Origin of the sequence: Nonomuraea sp. NPDC050536 (assembly GCF_044457685.1) — a bacterium.
Classification (GTDB): Bacteria; Actinomycetota; Actinomycetes; order Streptosporangiales; family Streptosporangiaceae; genus Nonomuraea.
Map to the genome: position 1 here is coordinate 528,740 of NZ_JBITHD010000003.1, position 16,883 is coordinate 545,622.

Annotated in this window: 19 protein-coding genes; 4 read left to right on the forward strand and 15 right to left on the reverse strand. The window is 71.6% G+C overall.

Annotation, left to right across the window (positions count from 1 at the left end; all coding sequences use genetic code 11):
• Positions 1-5 precede the first annotated feature (5 nt).
• The 15 genes from ACIBHX_RS12460 to ACIBHX_RS12530 all read right to left on the reverse strand — a co-directional run bounded on the left by ACIBHX_RS12460 (position 6) and on the right by ACIBHX_RS12530 (position 12,773).
• Complete coding sequence (locus ACIBHX_RS12460; protein ID WP_397066865.1) at positions 6-761, reverse strand: ABC transporter permease; 756 nt, start codon at positions 759-761, stop codon at positions 6-8.
• Between the two features lie 4 nt (positions 762-765).
• On the reverse strand, positions 766-1,704 hold the full coding sequence (locus ACIBHX_RS12465; protein WP_397066866.1) for an ABC transporter ATP-binding protein: 939 nt from the start codon (positions 1,702-1,704) through the stop codon (positions 766-768).
• An 80-nt stretch (positions 1,705-1,784) separates the two neighbouring features.
• Entirely contained in the window at positions 1,785-2,561 is a 777-nt protein-coding gene (locus ACIBHX_RS12470) for a lantibiotic dehydratase C-terminal domain-containing protein (RefSeq protein ID WP_397066867.1), read from the reverse strand.
• Position 2,562: 1 nt separating this feature from the next.
• Positions 2,563-4,866, reverse strand: coding sequence for a lantibiotic dehydratase (locus tag ACIBHX_RS12475; RefSeq protein WP_397066869.1), 2,304 nt, complete (start codon positions 4,864-4,866; stop codon positions 2,563-2,565).
• Positions 4,863-5,939 (reverse strand): hypothetical protein, encoded by a 1,077-nt coding sequence (locus ACIBHX_RS12480; RefSeq protein ID WP_397066871.1) that lies wholly within the window; start codon positions 5,937-5,939, stop codon positions 4,863-4,865. The genes ACIBHX_RS12475 and ACIBHX_RS12480 overlap by 4 nt, the downstream gene beginning before the upstream one ends.
• 58 nt (positions 5,940-5,997) lie before the next feature.
• Positions 5,998-6,171 carry a thiocillin family RiPP gene (locus ACIBHX_RS12485; protein WP_397066873.1) on the reverse strand — a complete coding sequence of 58 codons (174 nt, stop codon included), beginning with the start codon at positions 6,169-6,171 and terminating at the stop codon, positions 5,998-6,000.
• 11 nt (positions 6,172-6,182) lie between these two features.
• Positions 6,183-6,347: a thiocillin family RiPP gene (locus tag ACIBHX_RS12490; RefSeq protein ID WP_397066875.1), complete on the reverse strand. Its 165-nt coding sequence runs from the start codon at positions 6,345-6,347 to the stop codon at positions 6,183-6,185.
• Between the two features lie 14 nt (positions 6,348-6,361).
• Positions 6,362-6,529, reverse strand: coding sequence for a thiocillin family RiPP (locus ACIBHX_RS12495; RefSeq protein ID WP_397066877.1), 168 nt, complete (start codon positions 6,527-6,529; stop codon positions 6,362-6,364).
• A gap of 13 nt (positions 6,530-6,542) precedes the next feature.
• Positions 6,543-6,725 carry a thiocillin family RiPP gene (locus tag ACIBHX_RS12500; protein WP_397066879.1) on the reverse strand — a complete coding sequence of 61 codons (183 nt, stop codon included), beginning with the start codon at positions 6,723-6,725 and terminating at the stop codon, positions 6,543-6,545.
• 5 nt (positions 6,726-6,730) lie between these two features.
• On the reverse strand, positions 6,731-7,405 hold the full coding sequence (locus tag ACIBHX_RS12505; RefSeq protein ID WP_397066881.1) for a nitroreductase family protein: 675 nt from the start codon (positions 7,403-7,405) through the stop codon (positions 6,731-6,733).
• A complete protein-coding gene (locus ACIBHX_RS12510) occupies positions 7,402-8,985 on the reverse strand; it encodes a nitroreductase family protein (RefSeq protein ID WP_397066883.1) in 1,584 nt (527 codons plus the stop codon). Before ACIBHX_RS12510 ends, ACIBHX_RS12505 begins: the two co-directional genes overlap by 4 nt.
• Positions 8,982-9,566, reverse strand: coding sequence for a TOMM precursor leader peptide-binding protein (locus ACIBHX_RS12515; protein ID WP_397066885.1), 585 nt, complete (start codon positions 9,564-9,566; stop codon positions 8,982-8,984). The genes ACIBHX_RS12510 and ACIBHX_RS12515 overlap by 4 nt, the downstream gene beginning before the upstream one ends.
• 7 nt (positions 9,567-9,573) lie before the next feature.
• Entirely contained in the window at positions 9,574-10,893 is a 1,320-nt protein-coding gene (locus ACIBHX_RS12520) for a YcaO-like family protein (RefSeq protein WP_397066886.1), read from the reverse strand.
• A 199-nt stretch (positions 10,894-11,092) separates the two neighbouring features.
• A complete protein-coding gene (locus ACIBHX_RS12525; protein ID WP_397066887.1) occupies positions 11,093-11,854 on the reverse strand; it encodes a hypothetical protein in 762 nt (253 codons plus the stop codon).
• A gap of 4 nt (positions 11,855-11,858) precedes the next feature.
• The gene (locus ACIBHX_RS12530; protein ID WP_397066889.1) at positions 11,859-12,773 is read right to left on the reverse strand and encodes an ABC transporter ATP-binding protein; all 915 of its coding nucleotides are present in this window, start codon (positions 12,771-12,773) and stop codon (positions 11,859-11,861) included.
• A gap of 511 nt (positions 12,774-13,284) precedes the next feature.
• Here ACIBHX_RS12530 and ACIBHX_RS12535 point away from each other — a divergent pair.
• Genes ACIBHX_RS12535 through ACIBHX_RS12550 form a run of 4 tightly spaced genes read left to right on the forward strand, consistent with a single transcriptional unit; the run spans position 13,285 to position 16,879 of the window.
• On the forward strand, positions 13,285-14,607 hold the full coding sequence (locus tag ACIBHX_RS12535) for an AAA family ATPase (protein WP_397066891.1): 1,323 nt from the start codon (positions 13,285-13,287) through the stop codon (positions 14,605-14,607).
• Positions 14,604-15,518, forward strand: coding sequence for an ATP-binding cassette domain-containing protein (locus tag ACIBHX_RS12540; protein WP_397066893.1), 915 nt, complete (start codon positions 14,604-14,606; stop codon positions 15,516-15,518). The genes ACIBHX_RS12535 and ACIBHX_RS12540 overlap by 4 nt, the downstream gene beginning before the upstream one ends.
• Positions 15,515-16,336, forward strand: coding sequence for an ABC transporter permease (locus ACIBHX_RS12545; RefSeq protein ID WP_397066894.1), 822 nt, complete (start codon positions 15,515-15,517; stop codon positions 16,334-16,336). The genes ACIBHX_RS12540 and ACIBHX_RS12545 overlap by 4 nt, the downstream gene beginning before the upstream one ends.
• A 21-nt stretch (positions 16,337-16,357) precedes the next feature.
• The gene (locus ACIBHX_RS12550; protein WP_397066896.1) at positions 16,358-16,879 is read left to right on the forward strand and encodes a hypothetical protein; all 522 of its coding nucleotides are present in this window, start codon (positions 16,358-16,360) and stop codon (positions 16,877-16,879) included.
• Positions 16,880-16,883 lie beyond the last annotated feature (4 nt).

Below are 16,883 nucleotides of genomic sequence, written 5' to 3' on the forward strand. Positions count from 1 at the left end.
CCCGCTCACTCTCCCTGCTCCCATTTGAACGTCTTTACGGCGAGCAGCGCCACGACGACGGTGGTGGCGACCACCACGGCCACCGAAACCCCCACGGAGTGGAAGGGCCGCCCGCCCGGCAGCTGCGTGGCCATCAGATCAGCGTAGAACGAGCTCGGCAGCAGGCTCAGCACCCCGGACACCCCCTTGGGGAGCAGCCAGAGCGGCAACGTCAGCCCGCTCAGGAACAGCGCCGCGAGCTGCACCAGCGTGGCCACGTTGGTGGCGGCGTCGGGCGAGGACATCCGGCCGCCGATGAGGTAGCCGATGCCGGCGAACATGCCCAGTCCGAGCAGCGTGATCCCGAACAGCGCGGGCAGCGCGGCTGGCCGTACCAGACCCATGATCAGGGCCGCGGCGAGCACGAGCACGGTCTGGATCACCACCATGGCCAGCCGGGCGGGCCAGTGGGTGAGCAGCAGCCGCGCGCGGCTGACCGGGGTGGTGCCGAGCAGGCGCAGCGTGCCCTTGGCGCGCATGCCGGCGATCGGTCCCGCTGTCATGGTGAGCGCGGTGCCGGTGACCGACAGGTAGAGCGCCATCGGCACGACGATCTGCTCGAAGTCGGGGGTGTTGCCGTTGCCTTCGGGCATGAGCTTGGCGATCGTCAGGAAGATCCCCGCCATGAAGAAGGGGAAGAACAGCGCGAACCAGAAGTAGCGGCGGTCTCTGATCAGCTCGCGAACGTGCAGGCCGACCAGCTCGCGGGTGGCGGAGGCCATGGCGTCATCCCTCTCCGTCGATCTCGGCGAACGTGCGGCCGGTGACCCGGCGGAAGACCGCCTCGAGCCCGGCGTCCCTGGTCTGGATCTGCCGCGCGCCCAGGTCGCCGGTCAGGACGGCGAACAGCGCGTCGGGGTCGGAGGTGCGCAACCGTACGCGCGTGTGGCCGTTCTGCTCGTGCGTGGTCAGCTCGACCACCTCGGGCCTGGCCTGCAGCGCGTCCAGTCCCGTGCCGCCCGTGACGGTGAAGTGGAGCTCCTGCTCGGGTGAGTGCCGCAGGATCAGCTCGGTGGGCTCGCCGAGCGCGACCACCTTGCCCTGGTGGAGAATGGCGACGCGGTCGCAGAGCGTCTCGGCCTCCTCCATCGAGTGGGTCGACAGCAGCGCGGTGCCGCCCGCCTCGCGGTAGGCGCGGATCGCCGCCCACAGGTCCTGGCGCGCGTTGGGGTCCATGCCGGTGGACGGCTCGTCCAGGACGAGCAGCCGGGGCCGGGAGATCAACGCGGTGCCGACGAGCAGGCGCTGCCGCTGGCCGCCGGAGAGCTTGCGGACCCGCACGTCCCTGGAGTCGCCCAGGCCGAGCCGCTGGATGATCTCCTCGGGGTCGGCAGGGTCGGGGTAGAAGGAGGCCCACACGCGCAGCAGCTCGGCCACCGTCTGGTGCTCGAAGAGGGCGGCGTGCTGCGGCTGGATGGCGACCAGGCGGCGCACCTCGTCGCGCTGGGCCACGGGGTCGAAGCCGAACACCATGACCCGGCCGGAGGTGGGCCTGCGCAACCCGGCGAGCGTCTCGATGCTGGTGGTCTTGCCCGCGCCGTTCGGGCCGAGGAAGCCGAAGATCTCCCCGCTGTCGATGGTGAGCGTGATGCCGTCCATGGCGGCCAGCGCGTCGTAGCGCTTGACCACGTCGTCGAACACGACCGCCAGGTCGTTCATGGGCATGGCGACGAACCTCTCTCGATACGTCAGGTTCTTCGCTTTCCATGTTGCTATCTACTTGCCAACTTGGCAAGTACTTTCCATCAGTGCGCGGCGATCAGTCCCAGCAGGCATTCCTCGGCGGGCACGAACCCCCACCGGTTCAGGTCCATGTGGACGTACTGCAGCAGCAGGTGCGCGCGCGACATCCCGGCTTGATCCAGCGTTTCCACCACGGCGGAGACCAGCTCGCCCACGTCCAGAGCGGGCGGCTCCACCGAGGCGACCGTGCGCCCGACGAGCTCGCGCAACCGGCCTTGATCCGGTACGGCCAGCCGCAGCTGCCATCCCCAGTGCCTGCGATGCGCCGCCCAGAAGGCGTCCTTCTCCCCCGGGGGCAGCGCGGCCGCGACCACCGAGCGCAGGTAGGCGACGGCCAGCCAGGCCCGGTCGGTGGAGCGGGCCAGCTTGGTCAGGTCGTTGTCGGCGTACCAGGCGCTGGCCCGAGTGAACAGGTCCTCGGCCAGCGCGACCCCGGCGGCGCCGCCGTACTTGCCGAATTCTGGCGCGTACAGCCCGGTCCTGACCGCGCGGTGGGCCGGCAGCGGGCCGGGGAAGTCGCCGGTGACGAGCCGGTCCTCGGGCTCCGGGCGCAGCGTGTCGATGAGCGCGCGCAGCTCCGGCACGCGTTCGTGGACGCGGTCGATCTCGTCGGGCGGGGCCTGCAGGCGCAGCCGCAGGTGGTGTCCGGTCATGTCCCAGTAGCGGATGAAGAACCACCGGGTTCCGCCCTGGGCGCGCAGCCAGGGCACGAGCACCCGGGTCGCGGGGTCCATCAGCTCCTGACCGCCTGGGTAGGCGCGGGCGTACCACCAGTCCACGTCAGCCTCCCTGCCGCGGCCAGCGCACGAGCACGGCGTGTTCGGTGGCTCTGCGCCGCCCGTCGGCGTCGAGCTGCGGATGCCGGTCACGGCTCGGAAGCGCCTCGACGACGCGCACGTGCCGGGTCTCGGGCCGCAGCCACTGGGCGAGCGCGCCCAGCGACAGCGGCGAGGCAAGCGACACCCACAGCGGTTTGCGTTCGCCGCCCATGCTCAGCGTGGTGCTGCCGAGCTGGTGCACGAACACCTCCTCCGGCAGTCCGTGAGCGCGCCTGAACCGGTCGGCGGACAGCGCCGGCTCGGCCTCGGCCTGACCGCGTACGGGCAGCGGCAGCCGGTCGACGGGCACGATCCAGGAAGCGCGCCGGGTGACGACCCTGCCGACGCTCTGGCGGGGCAGGGCGACGACGTCGGGGCCGCAGTGGGCCTGCAGTTCGTAGGCTTTGATCATGGTGTAGTCGGAGTAGGGGGCGGCGTTGATCCACGGGTCGGCCAGTACAGCCAGCAGCCGCACGTAGGACTGGAGCAGGTGCTGCGGGATGAGCCCCAGGTAGGCCAGGCCCACCGGCTCGCCCGAGGCGTCCAGGAGCGACAGGGTGCCGGTGCCCGCGTCGTGGGCGAGCGTGGTCGCACCCAGGCAGACGCCGCCGGGGCCGTCCAGCTCGCCGGGCAGCACCAGCGGCTGCAGCAGCCCCGCGCACTCGGCCTGGACGGTGTTGCACTCGGTCCACACCACCAGCTCGCGGCGGCTCACCTCGGGCCAGCAGGCGGCCAGGTGGGCGGCCAGCCGCTCCCGCAGGTCGTCGCCGAGCAGCCCGCGGAACCGGGTGAACAGGCCGCCGCTGCCGTAGCTGAAGTTGTTGACGACCATGCGGTAGTCGCCCGCGGCGACGGCGGCCTGGTCCTCGGCCTCGAGCTGGAGCAGGAGCGCGGCGGCGGGTGGCGCGCTGGTGGGACCGACGGGCAGCCAGGCCCGCCGGCCGGGGTCGGCGCGGGCGCGCAGGTCCTGGGCGACTGCCTGGTCGAGGGGGCCGTTGGAGTCGCCCTCGGGTGACAGGCGCATGAGGAAGCCGAGCGGATCGGGGCAGGTGCCGCCCTCGCCGTACTCGGCCACGAAGCGCTCGACGAGCAGGTCGTAGACGTGGGAGCGGAAGATCCAGGGCCGCATGCGGGCGGTCAGCTCGGCCAGGTCGTCGCGGACGGGCGGCAGCGCGAACGGGTCGGGCAGGTCGAGAACGGTCTCCCTGTCCTCGTAGATCAGCCCGACCTCGGCGACGGCGGCCAGTCGGGCGGGCACGTCGCCGTCGCGGGCGTCGGCACCCACCTGGCCGGTGCGGGGCAGGCCGAGCGCCGCGAAGGGTTCCTGGCCGCGGCCCCAGGGCGGGATCGGGTGCAGCACGCCGGTGTCCAGCAGGCGCAGGAAGCGGGCGAAGGGTCGTTCGCCGCCGACGGCGTCGAGGATCTCGGTCAGCGTCAGCTCCGCGCCGGGCAGCCTGGCGAGCCAGGGCCGGGCGTGGTCGGCCTCGACCACGCTGTCCTGCCGCCAGACGATGCCGTCCACCTCCTGGACCGCGCTGTGCAGGAACAGGTCGCCCGCCAGGTGGCCGGGCCGGTAGCGCAGGCCTGCGGCGGTCTCCTCGGCGTGGGCCAGCCGCCACAGCTCCCGGTAGGCGGGGGTGGCGGCGGTACGGCTGCGCGCCCGGCCCCGGCCCGCCGCCCCGGCCAGCCCGACCGTGGTCAGGCCCGACATCGGGCTGGTCTTGACCGCCGCGCGGGAGACGTAGGAGTACAGCGTCTGGCGATCCCGCGGGGTGTCGCGCTTGCCGTACCGGATCCAGTCGGGAGCGGTGAGGGCCAGCGAGCGGGCGAAGCCGGGGTCGTCGAGGCAGGAGCGCAGAGCCTCGAGCGCGGCGGAACGGTCGGCGGCCAGGTGGGTGGCGAGCTTGGCGGTCAGCTCGGCGCCCCCGGCGGTGAGCCGTATCCACTCCTCGACGAGCCCGCCGGGCAGCCGCGCGCGGACGCGGGCCACGACGTCGTCGTCCCACGGCAGCGGGGCGAGCCTGTTGACCGCGCGCTTGCCCGCCAGCACCCGGCGGCGCAGCGGCACGTCGTCGTCCAGCAGCGGCACCAGCTCGAACAGCGCGTCCACCAGCGCGGGCGCGAGCCGTTCCAGCTCCTCCCTGCAGCGGGCGAGCTCGTCGAGCAGGTCGCGGGTGGGCATGCCGACGAGGTCCAGCACGTCGGCGGGCAGTCCGGCGACGCGGGCCAGCACGGGGCCGGAGATCCGGCCGGGGACGCCCCTCATCGGCCCGCCGAGGCCACGATGCCCTGCACGATCCATGGCAGCGCCGACAGCATCGACAGCGCGAGCACGCAGACGTAGGTGGTGGAGATCAGCCCGTAGGCCAGGTAGGCCAGGCGCGCGCGGCGCGGCAGGTTGGTCAGGTACGGCGGCAGCGGGCGCGGCACGACGAGGTTGCCGAGCAGCGTGAAGGCCCTGCCGCGCGGGTCGACCAGCCCGGTGGCGACCTCGATCGCGGTGTAGCCGTCGCTGGGCAGCAGCGGGTTGAGGTTGATCACCAGCCCGACGAGCTGGAAGCCCAGCAGGAACAGCGAGGTGTGCTGCACGAACCCGTGCGCGGTGAGCGCGACGACCGCGTTGACGCCGGTGAGCCAGCCGTCACTCATCACTCCGGCCAGCGCCAGCACCACCCTCCCGCCGCGGCCCCGCAGGCGGTAGGCGTCGGTGCGGTCGACGAAGGCCAACGGCAGGAAGTAGAACAGCAGCGCCACGCCCAGCCCGCGGACGGGGACCCGGAGCACCTGGGCGACCAGCGCGTGCGCGCTCTCGTGCACGACCACAGACAGCAGTTGCAGGATCGCGGCCACGATGAACGGCGCGCCGCCGAGATGCTCGAACGGCGGCGGCGAGTGCACCAAGGTGTACACCCCGAGCGGGAAGCCCACCAGCGCGCCCAGCGACGCGAGGACCACCAGCGCCCGCGGGTCGACCCGGCGCAGCACCGCGGCCGGCGGTTCGAGCAGGCCCGGCAGGGCGCGGGTGAGGATGATCCGCGGCATGAACATCGAGGTGCGGATCCGCTTCTTCTTCTCCGGATCCCGCTGCGAGCCGACCAGCAGCCCGCTCTGCTCCAGGCTCGCCAGAAACGCCTCCAGCTCCTCCCTCCTGCCGCCCCGCTCGCCCAGGAAGGCCAGCAGTTCCTCCCTGGTCCTGGTGCCGTCCAGATGGGAGAGCACCACCTTGGCCGAGCGGGTGATGCGGTGGTAGGTGCCGTTGGCCGGGTCGTACACCAGCGGATGGTCGTCCATGCCGGTGAGCAGCTCGACGTCCTCGCGGAGCCTGGGTTCGCTGATCATCAACTCTCCGGTGGGGAGGGCTGAGGCCGTCTCCGGCCCCAGCCGGCTTCCTGATCGGTCACGACGGGCCGTAGCACATCGCGGTCATCACCGATCCCGCGGTGCTCGGGCAGCTGGCGGTGCCCAGCGTGGAGGTCGTGCTCAAGGTGGCCAGCGCCACCCCGTCGCGGAACCGCTCCAGCTCCAGCCCGTCTTCGGGCAGTTCGACGGCGTTCAGATCGAGGGGATCCATCTTCTGCTCACCTACCACGAGTAACTGGAAGCGGTGGTGAAACTGGAGGCGGAGCTCGCCGGGCACGACGCCGACGACGCCGAGGTCGCGCAGGCGAAGCAGCCGAGGGCGTTGCCCGCGGGCAGTTCCTCGATCGCGAGCGTGTCGTCGAACGCGTACAGTTCGAGATCTTCCATGACGGGTCTCCTCGTCAGCCGAAGGTCGAAGCCGAGCCGAGGCTGGCGGCCGAGCTTCCCGGGCAGGACGCCGTCGACGCCGAGGAGGCGCAGAACCAGCTGCCCAGCGCGTTGCCCGCGGGCAGTTCCTCGATGTCGAAGCCGTCATCGAAGGCGTAGAGCTCGATGGGCTCTGGGTTCATCTCTCACTCCTGACTAGGTGTAACTGGAGAACGATCCGAAGGACGAGGCCGACGAGGCCGGGCACGAGGCGCTGGAGACCGTCGAACCCGTGGAGGCGGAGTTGATGCACGGCCCGGTGGCCGAGGCGCCTTCAGCGAGGGGTTCCAGCTCCAGCGAATCGCTGATCGCGTACAGCTCCAGCTGGTAGTTGTCCACGTTTTTCACTCCTTTCTGTGTTCGAGGGGTTCTCGCCCAACTGCCAGGGCGAAGACGTGGTGGCGGCCGGTCCCGTCGGCGCGCAGCGGCCGGCGCACGGAGGCCGGGATGAACCCGGCGAAGACGGTGCCCGCCAGCCCGAGCGCGACCGCGTCGAGCCACATCGTGTAGGCGGCCGCGCTGGCCCGCCCGAGCAGCATCCGGTATCCGTGCGCGTCGATCCCGCTCAGATCCACCGCGATCGAGACGATCGCCGCGGATCTGCCGAACTCGGCCTGCAGTGTCAGGTTCTCCAGCTCCCGCTCCGGCGGCAGGGGCGCGACGGGGGTGTAGGCCCTGGCCGCGTAGGAGTACATGGCCGGCTCCAGCCCTTCGACGGCGACGGCGACCACGTCCGTCTGCAGTTCCTGCTCGCCTGGCCAGGCGGACTCGTCCTCCGTGATCCCGCTGTCGATGACGCCCGCGAGCAGCCCCGCGGGGATCGGGCCGGGCTCGAAGAACCGCTGCGAACGCCGCCTGGCCAGCGTGCTGAGCAGATCCGTCCGTTCACCTGTGATCGGCTCAGCTCGTACGGCAGGCCCCACAGCCTCGGGTTTCACGGCCTCGGGACTCCTGGTTCGCCGAGCATGCACGCGGAAGGCCTGGATGAGTTCGGCGGCGAGGGTGTGCGCGTTGGTCACCGGGTGCCTCCCAGGTCGATCACGGCGGTGATCGGGTGGGTGTCGGGATCGACGCCGAGCAGTTCGGCGATCGCGTCGTCGTCCCAGCGCGGGCGCAGGGCCAGGTCGAGGCCGAGCGCGCGGGCGGCCAGGCGGCAGGTGGCCTGCGCGCAGCCGCTGTCGAGCAACACGATGCGCAGCGCGAACGCGGCGTACTTGCGCGCCACCTTGTTGAAGTCGCCGGTCAGCACCAGGCTCGCCGGGCCGTCGCCGGGCAGCTCGGCACTGGACAACCAGGCCAGCCGATGGTCGGTGGCGGCGTAGCCGTAGATTCCCGGGTCCAGGCCGGGCACGTCGCGGACCACCGGATACGCCACGACGGACCCGATGTTGCCTCCGCTGGCCGTCCAACGGAACAGCCGCTGCGGGCTGTCGGCCTGGATGCCCGCCGTGACGGCCAGCAGCAGCGACAGCCGGTCGGCGTCCAGCTTGCCGGGTGAGGGGGTGGCGAGCAGGTCGAAGTCGGGCGGCGGCAGCTCCACCCGCCGCGCCACCGGCCAGGACGGCGCGATGCGCTGCAGCGCCATGTTCGAGGGCTTGTAGTGCATCTGGTGGGCCTTGATGTCGGCGTACTCCTTGGGGGGAAACGCGATCGCGCTCTCGTACCGCGCCGCCAGCGGCGGTTCGCCCAGGGGGCCCGGCGCGACCGAGCAGGTGGGGCAGCCGGGCCTGGTGGCGGCCGAGGTGTCCTGCTGTGCCAGCGTCGCCAGGTCCACCGAGCGCCAGCGCATCGGCCACGGCGCGGTCACCGCCCGCGACAGGAACGCGAACAGGTCCCTGGCGAACAGCGCCACCGCCAGCGCCCTGTCGCCGTCGCCCGGCGTCCTGTCGTCGTCGGTCTCGCCTGCCGTACGGCAGGCCAGGCAGGCCGTCACGCGCGGGTCGGCCAGCGGGCCGAGCACTGCGGTGCGCCCCGTGACGCGCAGCCGTACCAGCGGGATGCCGCGCTCCCAGCACGCCTGCGCAGGACCTTCACCGCCGTCGTCGATCCACACGGCGAACGTGGTCTCCTGCGCGGGTACGGCTTCCGCCGCGCGGGTGACGCGCAGCGAGGGGGCCAGCTCGGCGATCAGGTCGTCGGCGTCGCCGAAGATCTCCACCCGGGCGTGGCCGAGGCGGATCGCCGCCTGCTCCCAGGCCGCGTTGGCGCCCGTCGCATCGCCCATCCGGGACAGGAAGTCGGCCAGGTCGTCGCCCGTATCGGGCAGCGGCCCCGGAGGCGCGGCCTCCTCCACGACACCGCACGTCCACAGCAGCGACAGCGCCTTGAACACCGACTCCTCGGGGATGCCCAGCTCCAGCGCCAGCTCGGCGTGGCCCCGTACGCCATCCAGCAGGGCCAGCAGCCGGGGCAGCAGGTCGGTGGCCGAGCGGCCGCGCAGCAGCTGCCGCTTCGGGCCGCCGGACACCACGACCTGGTCGTCCTGGTGGTCGATCACCAGCCCGCGCCTGACCCTGGGCCTGGCGGGGACGCGGATCTGCGGGTCGTACCTGGCCGCGGCGCCCATCGTCTCCGCGGTGATCACCGATTCCCCCGTCACGCGCCCACCCCTTCGAACAGCTCCCACAGCTCCTGCTCGCCCCTGGTACGGCAGCGCGGGCACCTGTCGACCGCGACCACCGGGCCGGCCTGCGTGATCCCGTCCACCTGGCCGAATCTGCGCACCGTGGCGCCCAGCGTTCCCGGGTCGGGCTCGGCGCGGGCCTCCTCGATCGCCTGCCGCGCGAACGCGGCGGCGATGCCCACGTGGTGTTCCGGGTATCCGCTCGGCGCCTGCTCTCCCTGCTCGGGCGCCCGGCCGTGCTGGGCGCGGCGCTTGACGTAGCAGGCGTGGCATGCCGTACGGCCTGGCACGACGACCGGGCCGCAGTGCACCTCGGTCGCGCTCAGGTGCACCGGGAACCACGGCAGGCGCCAGGCGTGCGCCGCGTAGTCCACGCCCTCGGCCAGCCGCGCCCGCTCCCGGTCGGTGGCCAGCACGATCAGGTCGGCGTGCGGCCACAGGCTGGGATGGGTCCCCTGGTCGACGGGCAGCACGTGGGCGTCGAAGGTACGGCGGAGCCGCCCGGCCACGGCGTGACCGAACGATCCCGCGGCGAGGATCAACAGGTGGAAGGGCACGGTCACCTCACGCGAACGGCTGGGGCAGCGGGTTGATCTCGGGCTCTGCGTGCACCGGGTGGCCCATGGCCCGCGGCGCCTCGTACAGCCGGGGATGGGCCAGATAGCGGGCCCGGTGCGCGAACGACAGCGGCATCAGCTCCGGCACCAGCACCCGGACGACGGTGGCGCCGACCTGCCTGGCCTCGTCGGTGGAGATGTCCACCACGACCACCTCGCACCCAGCGTGGCGCATCCGCCCCAGCAACCAGGGCAGCGCCTCCTCACCGGGCCCGGGCCGTGGCAGATCACTCAGCCGATGGGCAGGCCGCTCACCCTCCAGCAGGAAGTCGAAGCGTGCGCGCCGGTCGAGCGGCCCCGACTCCAGAGCCCCGCCGATCACGCCGTGCTCCGTCGGCTCCTGCCCGCTCAGGGCCCGCAACGCGATCCGCAGGGACGCGCTCTCCCGAAAGAGCTTGGCGACGGCCCTGCCGGGATCGACCTCGCAGGTGGCGATCACCACCTGGGCCAGCTCGGGGTCATGGTCGGCCAGCTGCACCCCGTAGATCACCGGCACTCCTAGGTCGGTGGTGGCATCGAACAGCAGCGTCCGGATGTTCTCCGAAGCCCCGCGCGCCGCGAACGCCCGATGCCGCGGCGCCAGCTCCTCCAGGTCGAACTCCAGCCGCGGCAACCGCAGCCGCTGCAGCCAGGTCAGGCTGATGGAGTCCCGCTCGATCACCTCGAGCAGGCCGTTGGTCACGGCGGCCAGCGGATCACTGTGCGCCGCGCATCCGGTCGAGACGTTGTGCGTGTACCTCTCGGCGGCCGACTCAGGCGGACACTTCAGCCACACCTGTACGGCGGGCACGTACACCGGCCGGTTACGGGTGAACGACCACCCTCGCACCCACCTGATCGGAATCCGCGGATCACTGGCCACCAGCCCGCACCGCGGATCGGCCAGCTCGGTCGCCGAGCAGGTGGGCCACCGCTGCGGCGCGACGGCCTCCTCCCCCAGCTCCTGCGCGCTCGCCCAGATCAGCCGATCGGGATGCCACGCGCAGGAGGAGTACCGCTCCAGCGACTCGGCCACCGCCAGGTGCGCGGCCACCTCCCGGTCCAGGTCGCCTCCGGCGCCGTCGAAGTTGCCCGACGACGGGTCGTGCTCCCATCCCGCCTGCGTGCTCAGCACGGCACCCGGGTTCCCCAGCGAGCCAGAGTAGATCGGGAAGTTCGGTTCCCCTTCGGCCACGGGCAGCCAGCTCAGCCTCGACACCAATCCGTAGGGCGAGACCAGCTTGCCCATCTCCCGTAACGACTCCGGGACGACGGCGGGCGTGCTCACTTCGTCGTACCTCCCCGTGTTGTGCGGCGGGCACCGGCTGCCGATCCCCCGAGCGGTGCCGTACTCGTCCCGAGTATGGCCAGCCGCCGCTTCCTCCCCGCTTCCCCGCCCATCTGCGCAGCTCACAGCACCTTTTCTGGAGCACTACATGGCGACGTCCCCGGCCTCGGGTGAGGGCGGGGACGTCGGAAAGGGATGCTCAGGCGAGGTCGCGGCGGGAGTGGACGGCGGTGGCGGCGCCCGCCACCACGGCCACGATCACCGCGAACACCGCGAGCCCGGGGATCGGCCCCAGCACGCCGATGATGGCGGCGTTCGCCCCCACCGTCTTGAACGGCAGGAACGCCGCCACGTTGTGGGGCAGGACGAACAGGAGGATCTGCTCGACGCCCAGCCCCCAGATCAGCAGCGTCGAGACGGCGGCGGCCGTGCTCTTCATGAGCAGCCCGACCGCGACTCCGAGCACGGCCGCCAGCGGCGCGGCCAGCAGGATGGCCAGCAGCACCACCGGCCCGTCACCGGAGAACGGCGAGAAGGCGCCGCCCGCGCCGACGAGTCCGCCGAGGTAGCCGACGACCAGCCCGGCCAGCGACACCACCAGCGCGACGGCGGCCGCGGCGGTGTACTTGGCCGCCAGCAGCCGCCCCCGCCACGGCACCATCATCGACGAGATGCGGAACGTGCCATTGCGCAGGTCCGCGGTGGCGATCAGCACGCCGATCACCATCAGCAGATAGAGCAGGATGTCCGACGGGATCGCGATGACGGCCACCGACGAACCCTGTGCGGCGGACGCGTCGCCGCGTGCCACGAGCGGCACGTGGCCCTGGGCGTCGACCGCGCCGGCGATGGACAGCGCGCCGAGCCCGCACAGCAGCACGGCCGCCAGCGCCGCGATCAGGTAGGACGGAACCGTGCGGATCTTGATGACCTCCGCGGAGACGACGTTTCCGAAGTTCATCGCGCTAGCCCACCTCCCCCTTGATCTCGGCCCGGTCGACCGTGGCGTTGGCGAAGGCGCGGTGCAGGCTGCGTTCCTCGGTGAGGCCGAAGATGGCCACGTTCTCGTCGCGGGCCAGCGCGCCGAGCTGCTCGGCGGTGATGCCGCTGATCTGCATCCGCTGTCCGTTGCCGTCCAGCACCTGGCCGCCCGCCCTGACCACGGCCGCGCCGAGGGCCTGCGGTTTGTCGGACATGACGGAGATCGTGTCGGCCTGGAAGCGTTCGATGAACGCCGCCGCCGAGCCACTTCCGATGATCTTGCTTTGCGCGATGACGACCAGGTCGTCGACCAGATCCTCCAGCTCGGCCAGCAGGTGGCTGGAGACGAAGACCGTCCGCCCCTGGTCCCTGAACTGGCGCAGCAGCCCCTTCATCCAGACGATGCCCTCCGGGTCGAGGCCGTTCATCGGCTCGTCCAGGATGACGATCTCCGGGTTGCCGGCCAGCGCGATGGCCAGGGCCAGGCGCTGACGCATGCCGAGCGAGAAGCGGCCGGCCCGTTGACCTGCCACTTCAGTGAGACCGACCCGGTCGAGCAGCACCTCCGCCTGGCTGGTGGGAACCTCGGCCAGCTTGGTGGCCCAGCGCACGCTGTCGATGGCCCGGCGGGCGGGGTGGGCACACTGCGTGTCCAGCGCGGCGCCCACCTTGCGGGCCGGCACCGGCCAGTCGTGGATGGGTTTCCCGTCGATCAGCGCGGCGCCCGACGTGGGGTGGTCGAGCCCCAGGAACAGCCGCATCGTGGTGGATTTCCCTGCGCCGTTCGGCCCGAGGAATCCGGTTATCGCGCCCGATCTGATGGCAAAGCTCGCGTTACTCACCGCAAGCACCGGCCCGTATCGTTTCGTTAAGTTCTCTGCCTGCAGCATCGGTTTCATGCTCAGTGCAACCACCACTTCCGAGTCACACACCCCGTTGGAGATATGTCCGCTTCGTGCCTTGGTTGGCTGTTTGATGTGACATGCGAAGTTGGCGGGCTAGTATATGACTTTTCCCCGACTAGCCCATTTGAGGCATCATGCAAACACCAGTGAATACGTCTGTCAATCTGCAAGACTTGGCACCCATTGGCGGACGCTGGGGCTCCAGATAGCCTGAATCTCGCCTCTGACCTGCTATAACGCACGCCACAATGGCAAGTTGACGACAATTCGCGCGAGCGCGGTTGGGATCGGGTAAGTGCGGGAACCAGTGTGACTATCGAGCTCGATGTCCCTTATGTCGCGGTCACGATAATTGTCGATCGCGCTTTAAGGTGATATATGGGTCTTTAGTTTGGCAATGAGGCTTGCTACGTTGTTAACCATGGAGTGAACTCAGGAAGCAGCCGATGCGAGTCAGTAAGAGGGCGAACGGGGCACTATGCACGGCGAACCTGAAGACGACGGGGTGTTTGATTCGGCCGACGAGTCGGCGGCCTACGATCAGAGCAAGACCACCCAGTGGGTGCGGCGTGACGCGCCGCGCCGGGTGCTCGATCCGGACCAGGAGCGCGCCCTCCGGTTCCCACCGCCCAACCCGGCGGCGGTCGACGGGGAGAGCCCGCCGGTGCTGCCGTGGCAGCCGGGTCCCGGCTGGCCGGATTCCGCCGAGCAACCGGTGATCCCCCAGCCACGCCGCTTAGGCCATTTCGCCGCGGCGAGCACCGACACCGACCTGGGTACGGCCGACCGTCCGCAGACCGCGGACCCCGAGCCGTCGTGGAACGGGACCGTGGCGGCGCCACCCGAGATCGGGATCGAGGAGCTGCCCGCGGACGCGGAGCCTCCCGACTACACGACCTCGGAGAGCCTGCGCCCCGACCGCCTGCTCCGCAACCGCAGGCGCCCGCCCGCCGGCGGCTGGCGCAGGCTGGTCTACCAGGTGACCGGCGGCCTCATCCACCCGCCTCCCTCCAAGCTGGAACGCCACCGCCACGACCTGGTCGAGCGCATCCGCCAGCCGGTGGCCAAGGGCCATTTCAGGGTCGCGGTGATGAGCCTCAAGGGCGGCGTCGGCAAGACCACCACCACGATCGCCCTCGGCTCGACCCTGGCCGCCCAGCGCGGCGACCGGATCATCGCCGTCGACGCGAACCCGGACCGTGGCACGCTGTCGGACAAGCTCCGCCTGGAGTCGCCCGCCACGATCCGCCACCTGCTCAACGACCGCGCCGGCATCAGGCGCTACGCCGACGTCCGCTCCTACACCTCCCAGGCGCCGTCCAGGCTGGAGGTGCTCGCCTCCGACAGGGACCCGGCGATCTCGGAGGCGTTCAACGCCAACGACTACGCGGCCGTGGCCGAGATCCTCGACCAGTTCTACTCGATCGCGATCACCGACTGCGGCACAGGCATGCTGCACTCGGCGATGAGCGCGATCCTGGCGATGGCCGACCAGATCATCCTGGTCAGCCCGATCACCGTGGACGGCGCCCGCTCGGCCTCGGCGACGCTGGACTGGCTGCAGGCGCACGGCCACCGCCCGCTGGCGACCAACGCCGTGGTGGTGCTGTCGGCGATCAAGAACCTCCGCAAGAACGCCGTCGACGTGGACGAGCTCAAGGGGCACTTCTCCAAGCGCTGCCGGGCGGTGGTCGGCGTGCCGTTCGACCCGCACCTGGAGGAGGGCTACGAGGTCGACCTGGACCTGCTGCGCCCGCGGACCCGCGACACCTACCTGGAGCTGGGCGCCACGATCGCCGACGCCTTCCACCGGCGGGGCCCGTCATGACGCCGCTGCTCCGGGTGTCGGATCTGGAGGCGGGCGTGCTGGCGAGCGTGTCGTTCACCGTACGGCGGGGCGAGGTCGTGTGCGTGGCCGGACCGCCTGGCAGCGGGAAGACCACGCTGGCCGAGTGCGTGGCGGGCTCCCGCGAGCCGGACGCCGGTCACGTCGAGCCGAACGGCCGCGTGGGCGTGAGCCTGCGCGACGACGACCCGCCGGCACGGATGAAGGTCGGCGAGGCGCTGGCGCTGTTCGCCGGCCTGTACGGCACGCGCGGCCTGCCCGCGCATCTGGTGGACCTGCTGGACCTGGGCACGCTGCTCGGCAGGCGGTTCGGCGCGCTGACCGAGGGGCAGCGGCGGCGGGCGCAGGTGGCCCTGGCGCTGGCGGGCAATCCGGAGCTGGTCGTGCTCGACGACCCGATGGGCGGCCTGCGCGACGGCAGCAGGGACCGCATCGAGCGGGTGATCGCCGAGCTGAGCGCCGGCTACGGCGCGGTGTGCCTCATGCTGGACGACCCGGCCCAGGCCGAACGGCTGGCCGATCGCGTGGTGCTGCTGCGCGCCGGCCGGGTGCTGGCCGAGGCCGAGCCGTCGCGCCTGCTCGGGCTGCTCGGCGCCGACTGGGTGCTGCGCGTCCCGTCGCAGGTCCGCGTCGGCGAGCCGCCCGAGGTCCAGGTGCTGCGCGGCTCCTCCTCGACCTACCTGTACGGCGAGCGTCCCGCCCTGGAGCGCGCGGCCAGGGACCTGCCCGGCATCAACGGCAACCGCGTCCGCCCGACGTCGTTGCGCGACGCCTACCTGGTCCTGTCCGCCGAGGGGCGTCAGGAGGCCGCGCGCGATCGGGAACCCCTCACGCTGACCGGACGCCTGGTCGGCCCCAGCGAGGTTCCGGCGGCGCTGGAGCAGGGCTCGTGAGCACCGCGACGGGCGCGCCGGAGAGCAGGCCGCTGCGGGCGGCGTGGATCCTGGCGCGGAGCGAGCTGGTGCTGCTGGCCAGGACGCCGGTGGCGTGGCTGGCCTCGGTGGCGCTGCCGTTCGTGGTGTGGCTGCTGCTGATGCTCTTCATCGGTTTCTCGCTGCCGACGATCGAGTTCGGCGCCATGCCCGGCATCAGGGTGATCGACCGGCTGGCGGCCGAGATGGCAGGGACCGTGGCGGCCTCCGTCGGGATCGTGGTCATCGCGCTGAACGTCTCGGGCGACCGGGCCAGCGGGATGCTGCGGCGGCTGCGCCGTACTCCCCTGACGGACGGCGGCTTCATCGCCGCCCAGGTCGCCGTGGCGGCGGCGCTGGTGGTGGCGAGCGTGGCGCTGTTCGTGGCCGTGACGTTCGCGATCTACGGGGCGCCGCGAACCTGGCATCCGCTGTATTTCGCGGGGGCGCTGGTCGTGGTGGCCTACTGCACGTTCAGCGTGGGGCTGCTGCTCGGCGGGCTGCGGCTGCCGGAGTCGGGCGCCAGGGTGGCCGCGCCGACGATCTTCGTCCTGCTGTTCCTCACCAGCGGCATGGGGGTGCCGCGCGAGGGCTGGCAGGGGGTGGCGCCGTGGCTGTACCAGATCACCACGTTCAACCCGCTGGCGCAGCTCAACGACTTCGTCTTCGACGCCGCCTACCTGGGCAGGCTGTCGGCCACCTGGCCGGCGGTGGCGGGCCTGTTCGTCACCGCGCTCGTGGTGAACGTGGCGACCGGCAGGACCTTCGACTGGACCGGGCGGCGCGCACCGATCACGTGACGTAGGGGGAAACAGGGGGACATGCGTAAGATCACCTGCCTGGTGGCGGCGATGGTGATGCTGCTGGTGGCCGGCTGCACGCAACGCGATTCCCGGCACCCGATCGCCATCGCGATCGCCGGAGGCACGCAGCGGCCCGCCGTACAGCAGACACAGACACGTCCACGGACGCCCGGGCCCGCCGGCTCACTCAGCCCGGCCGACGCCCAGGCCAAGCTCACCCAGTGCATCAGGCAGAACGGCATCGACATGCCCGACCCCGGCTCGCCCGAGGCCAAGAACTGGCGCTACACCGGCGACCAGGCCACGCTGCAGAAGGCGCTGAAGGCCTGCGAGCAGTACGCCAAGCAGCTCCCCAACCCCTACGACGACCCGAAGGTCCGCGACCAGCTGGTCAAGTTCGCCCAGTGCATGCGCAAGCAGGGCATCGACATGCCCGACCCGCCCCAGCAGAATTGGAACCTCAACCCCAACGACCCCTCCTTCCAGAAGGCCATGCAGGCCTGCAGCCAGTTCGTGCCCAGCCTCGGCGGGTCGCAATGAGGGG

Bases quoted from the DNA above. Each gene is read 5' to 3' on its own strand.
- ACIBHX_RS12460 (WP_397066865.1), bottom strand. From the start codon at position 761: ATGGCCTCCGCCACCCGCGAGCTGGTCGGCCTGCACGTTCGCGAGCTG.
- ACIBHX_RS12525 (WP_397066887.1), bottom strand. From the start codon at position 11,854: ATGAACTTCGGAAACGTCGTCTCCGCGGAGGTCATCAAGATCCGCACG.
- ACIBHX_RS12490 (WP_397066875.1), bottom strand. From the start codon at position 6,347: ATGGAAGATCTCGAACTGTACGCGTTCGACGACACGCTCGCGATCGAG.
- ACIBHX_RS12465 (WP_397066866.1), bottom strand. From the start codon at position 1,704: ATGCCCATGAACGACCTGGCGGTCGTGTTCGACGACGTGGTCAAGCGC.
- ACIBHX_RS12530 (WP_397066889.1), bottom strand. From the start codon at position 12,773: ATGAAACCGATGCTGCAGGCAGAGAACTTAACGAAACGATACGGGCCG.
- ACIBHX_RS12495 (WP_397066877.1), bottom strand. From the start codon at position 6,529: ATGAACCCAGAGCCCATCGAGCTCTACGCCTTCGATGACGGCTTCGAC.
- ACIBHX_RS12540 (WP_397066893.1), top strand. From the start codon at position 14,604: ATGACGCCGCTGCTCCGGGTGTCGGATCTGGAGGCGGGCGTGCTGGCG.
- ACIBHX_RS12485 (WP_397066873.1), bottom strand. From the start codon at position 6,171: ATGGATCCCCTCGATCTGAACGCCGTCGAACTGCCCGAAGACGGGCTG.
- ACIBHX_RS12475 (WP_397066869.1), bottom strand. From the start codon at position 4,866: ATGAGGGGCGTCCCCGGCCGGATCTCCGGCCCCGTGCTGGCCCGCGTC.
- ACIBHX_RS12480 (WP_397066871.1), bottom strand. From the start codon at position 5,939: ATGATCAGCGAACCCAGGCTCCGCGAGGACGTCGAGCTGCTCACCGGC.
- ACIBHX_RS12550 (WP_397066896.1), top strand. From the start codon at position 16,358: ATGCGTAAGATCACCTGCCTGGTGGCGGCGATGGTGATGCTGCTGGTG.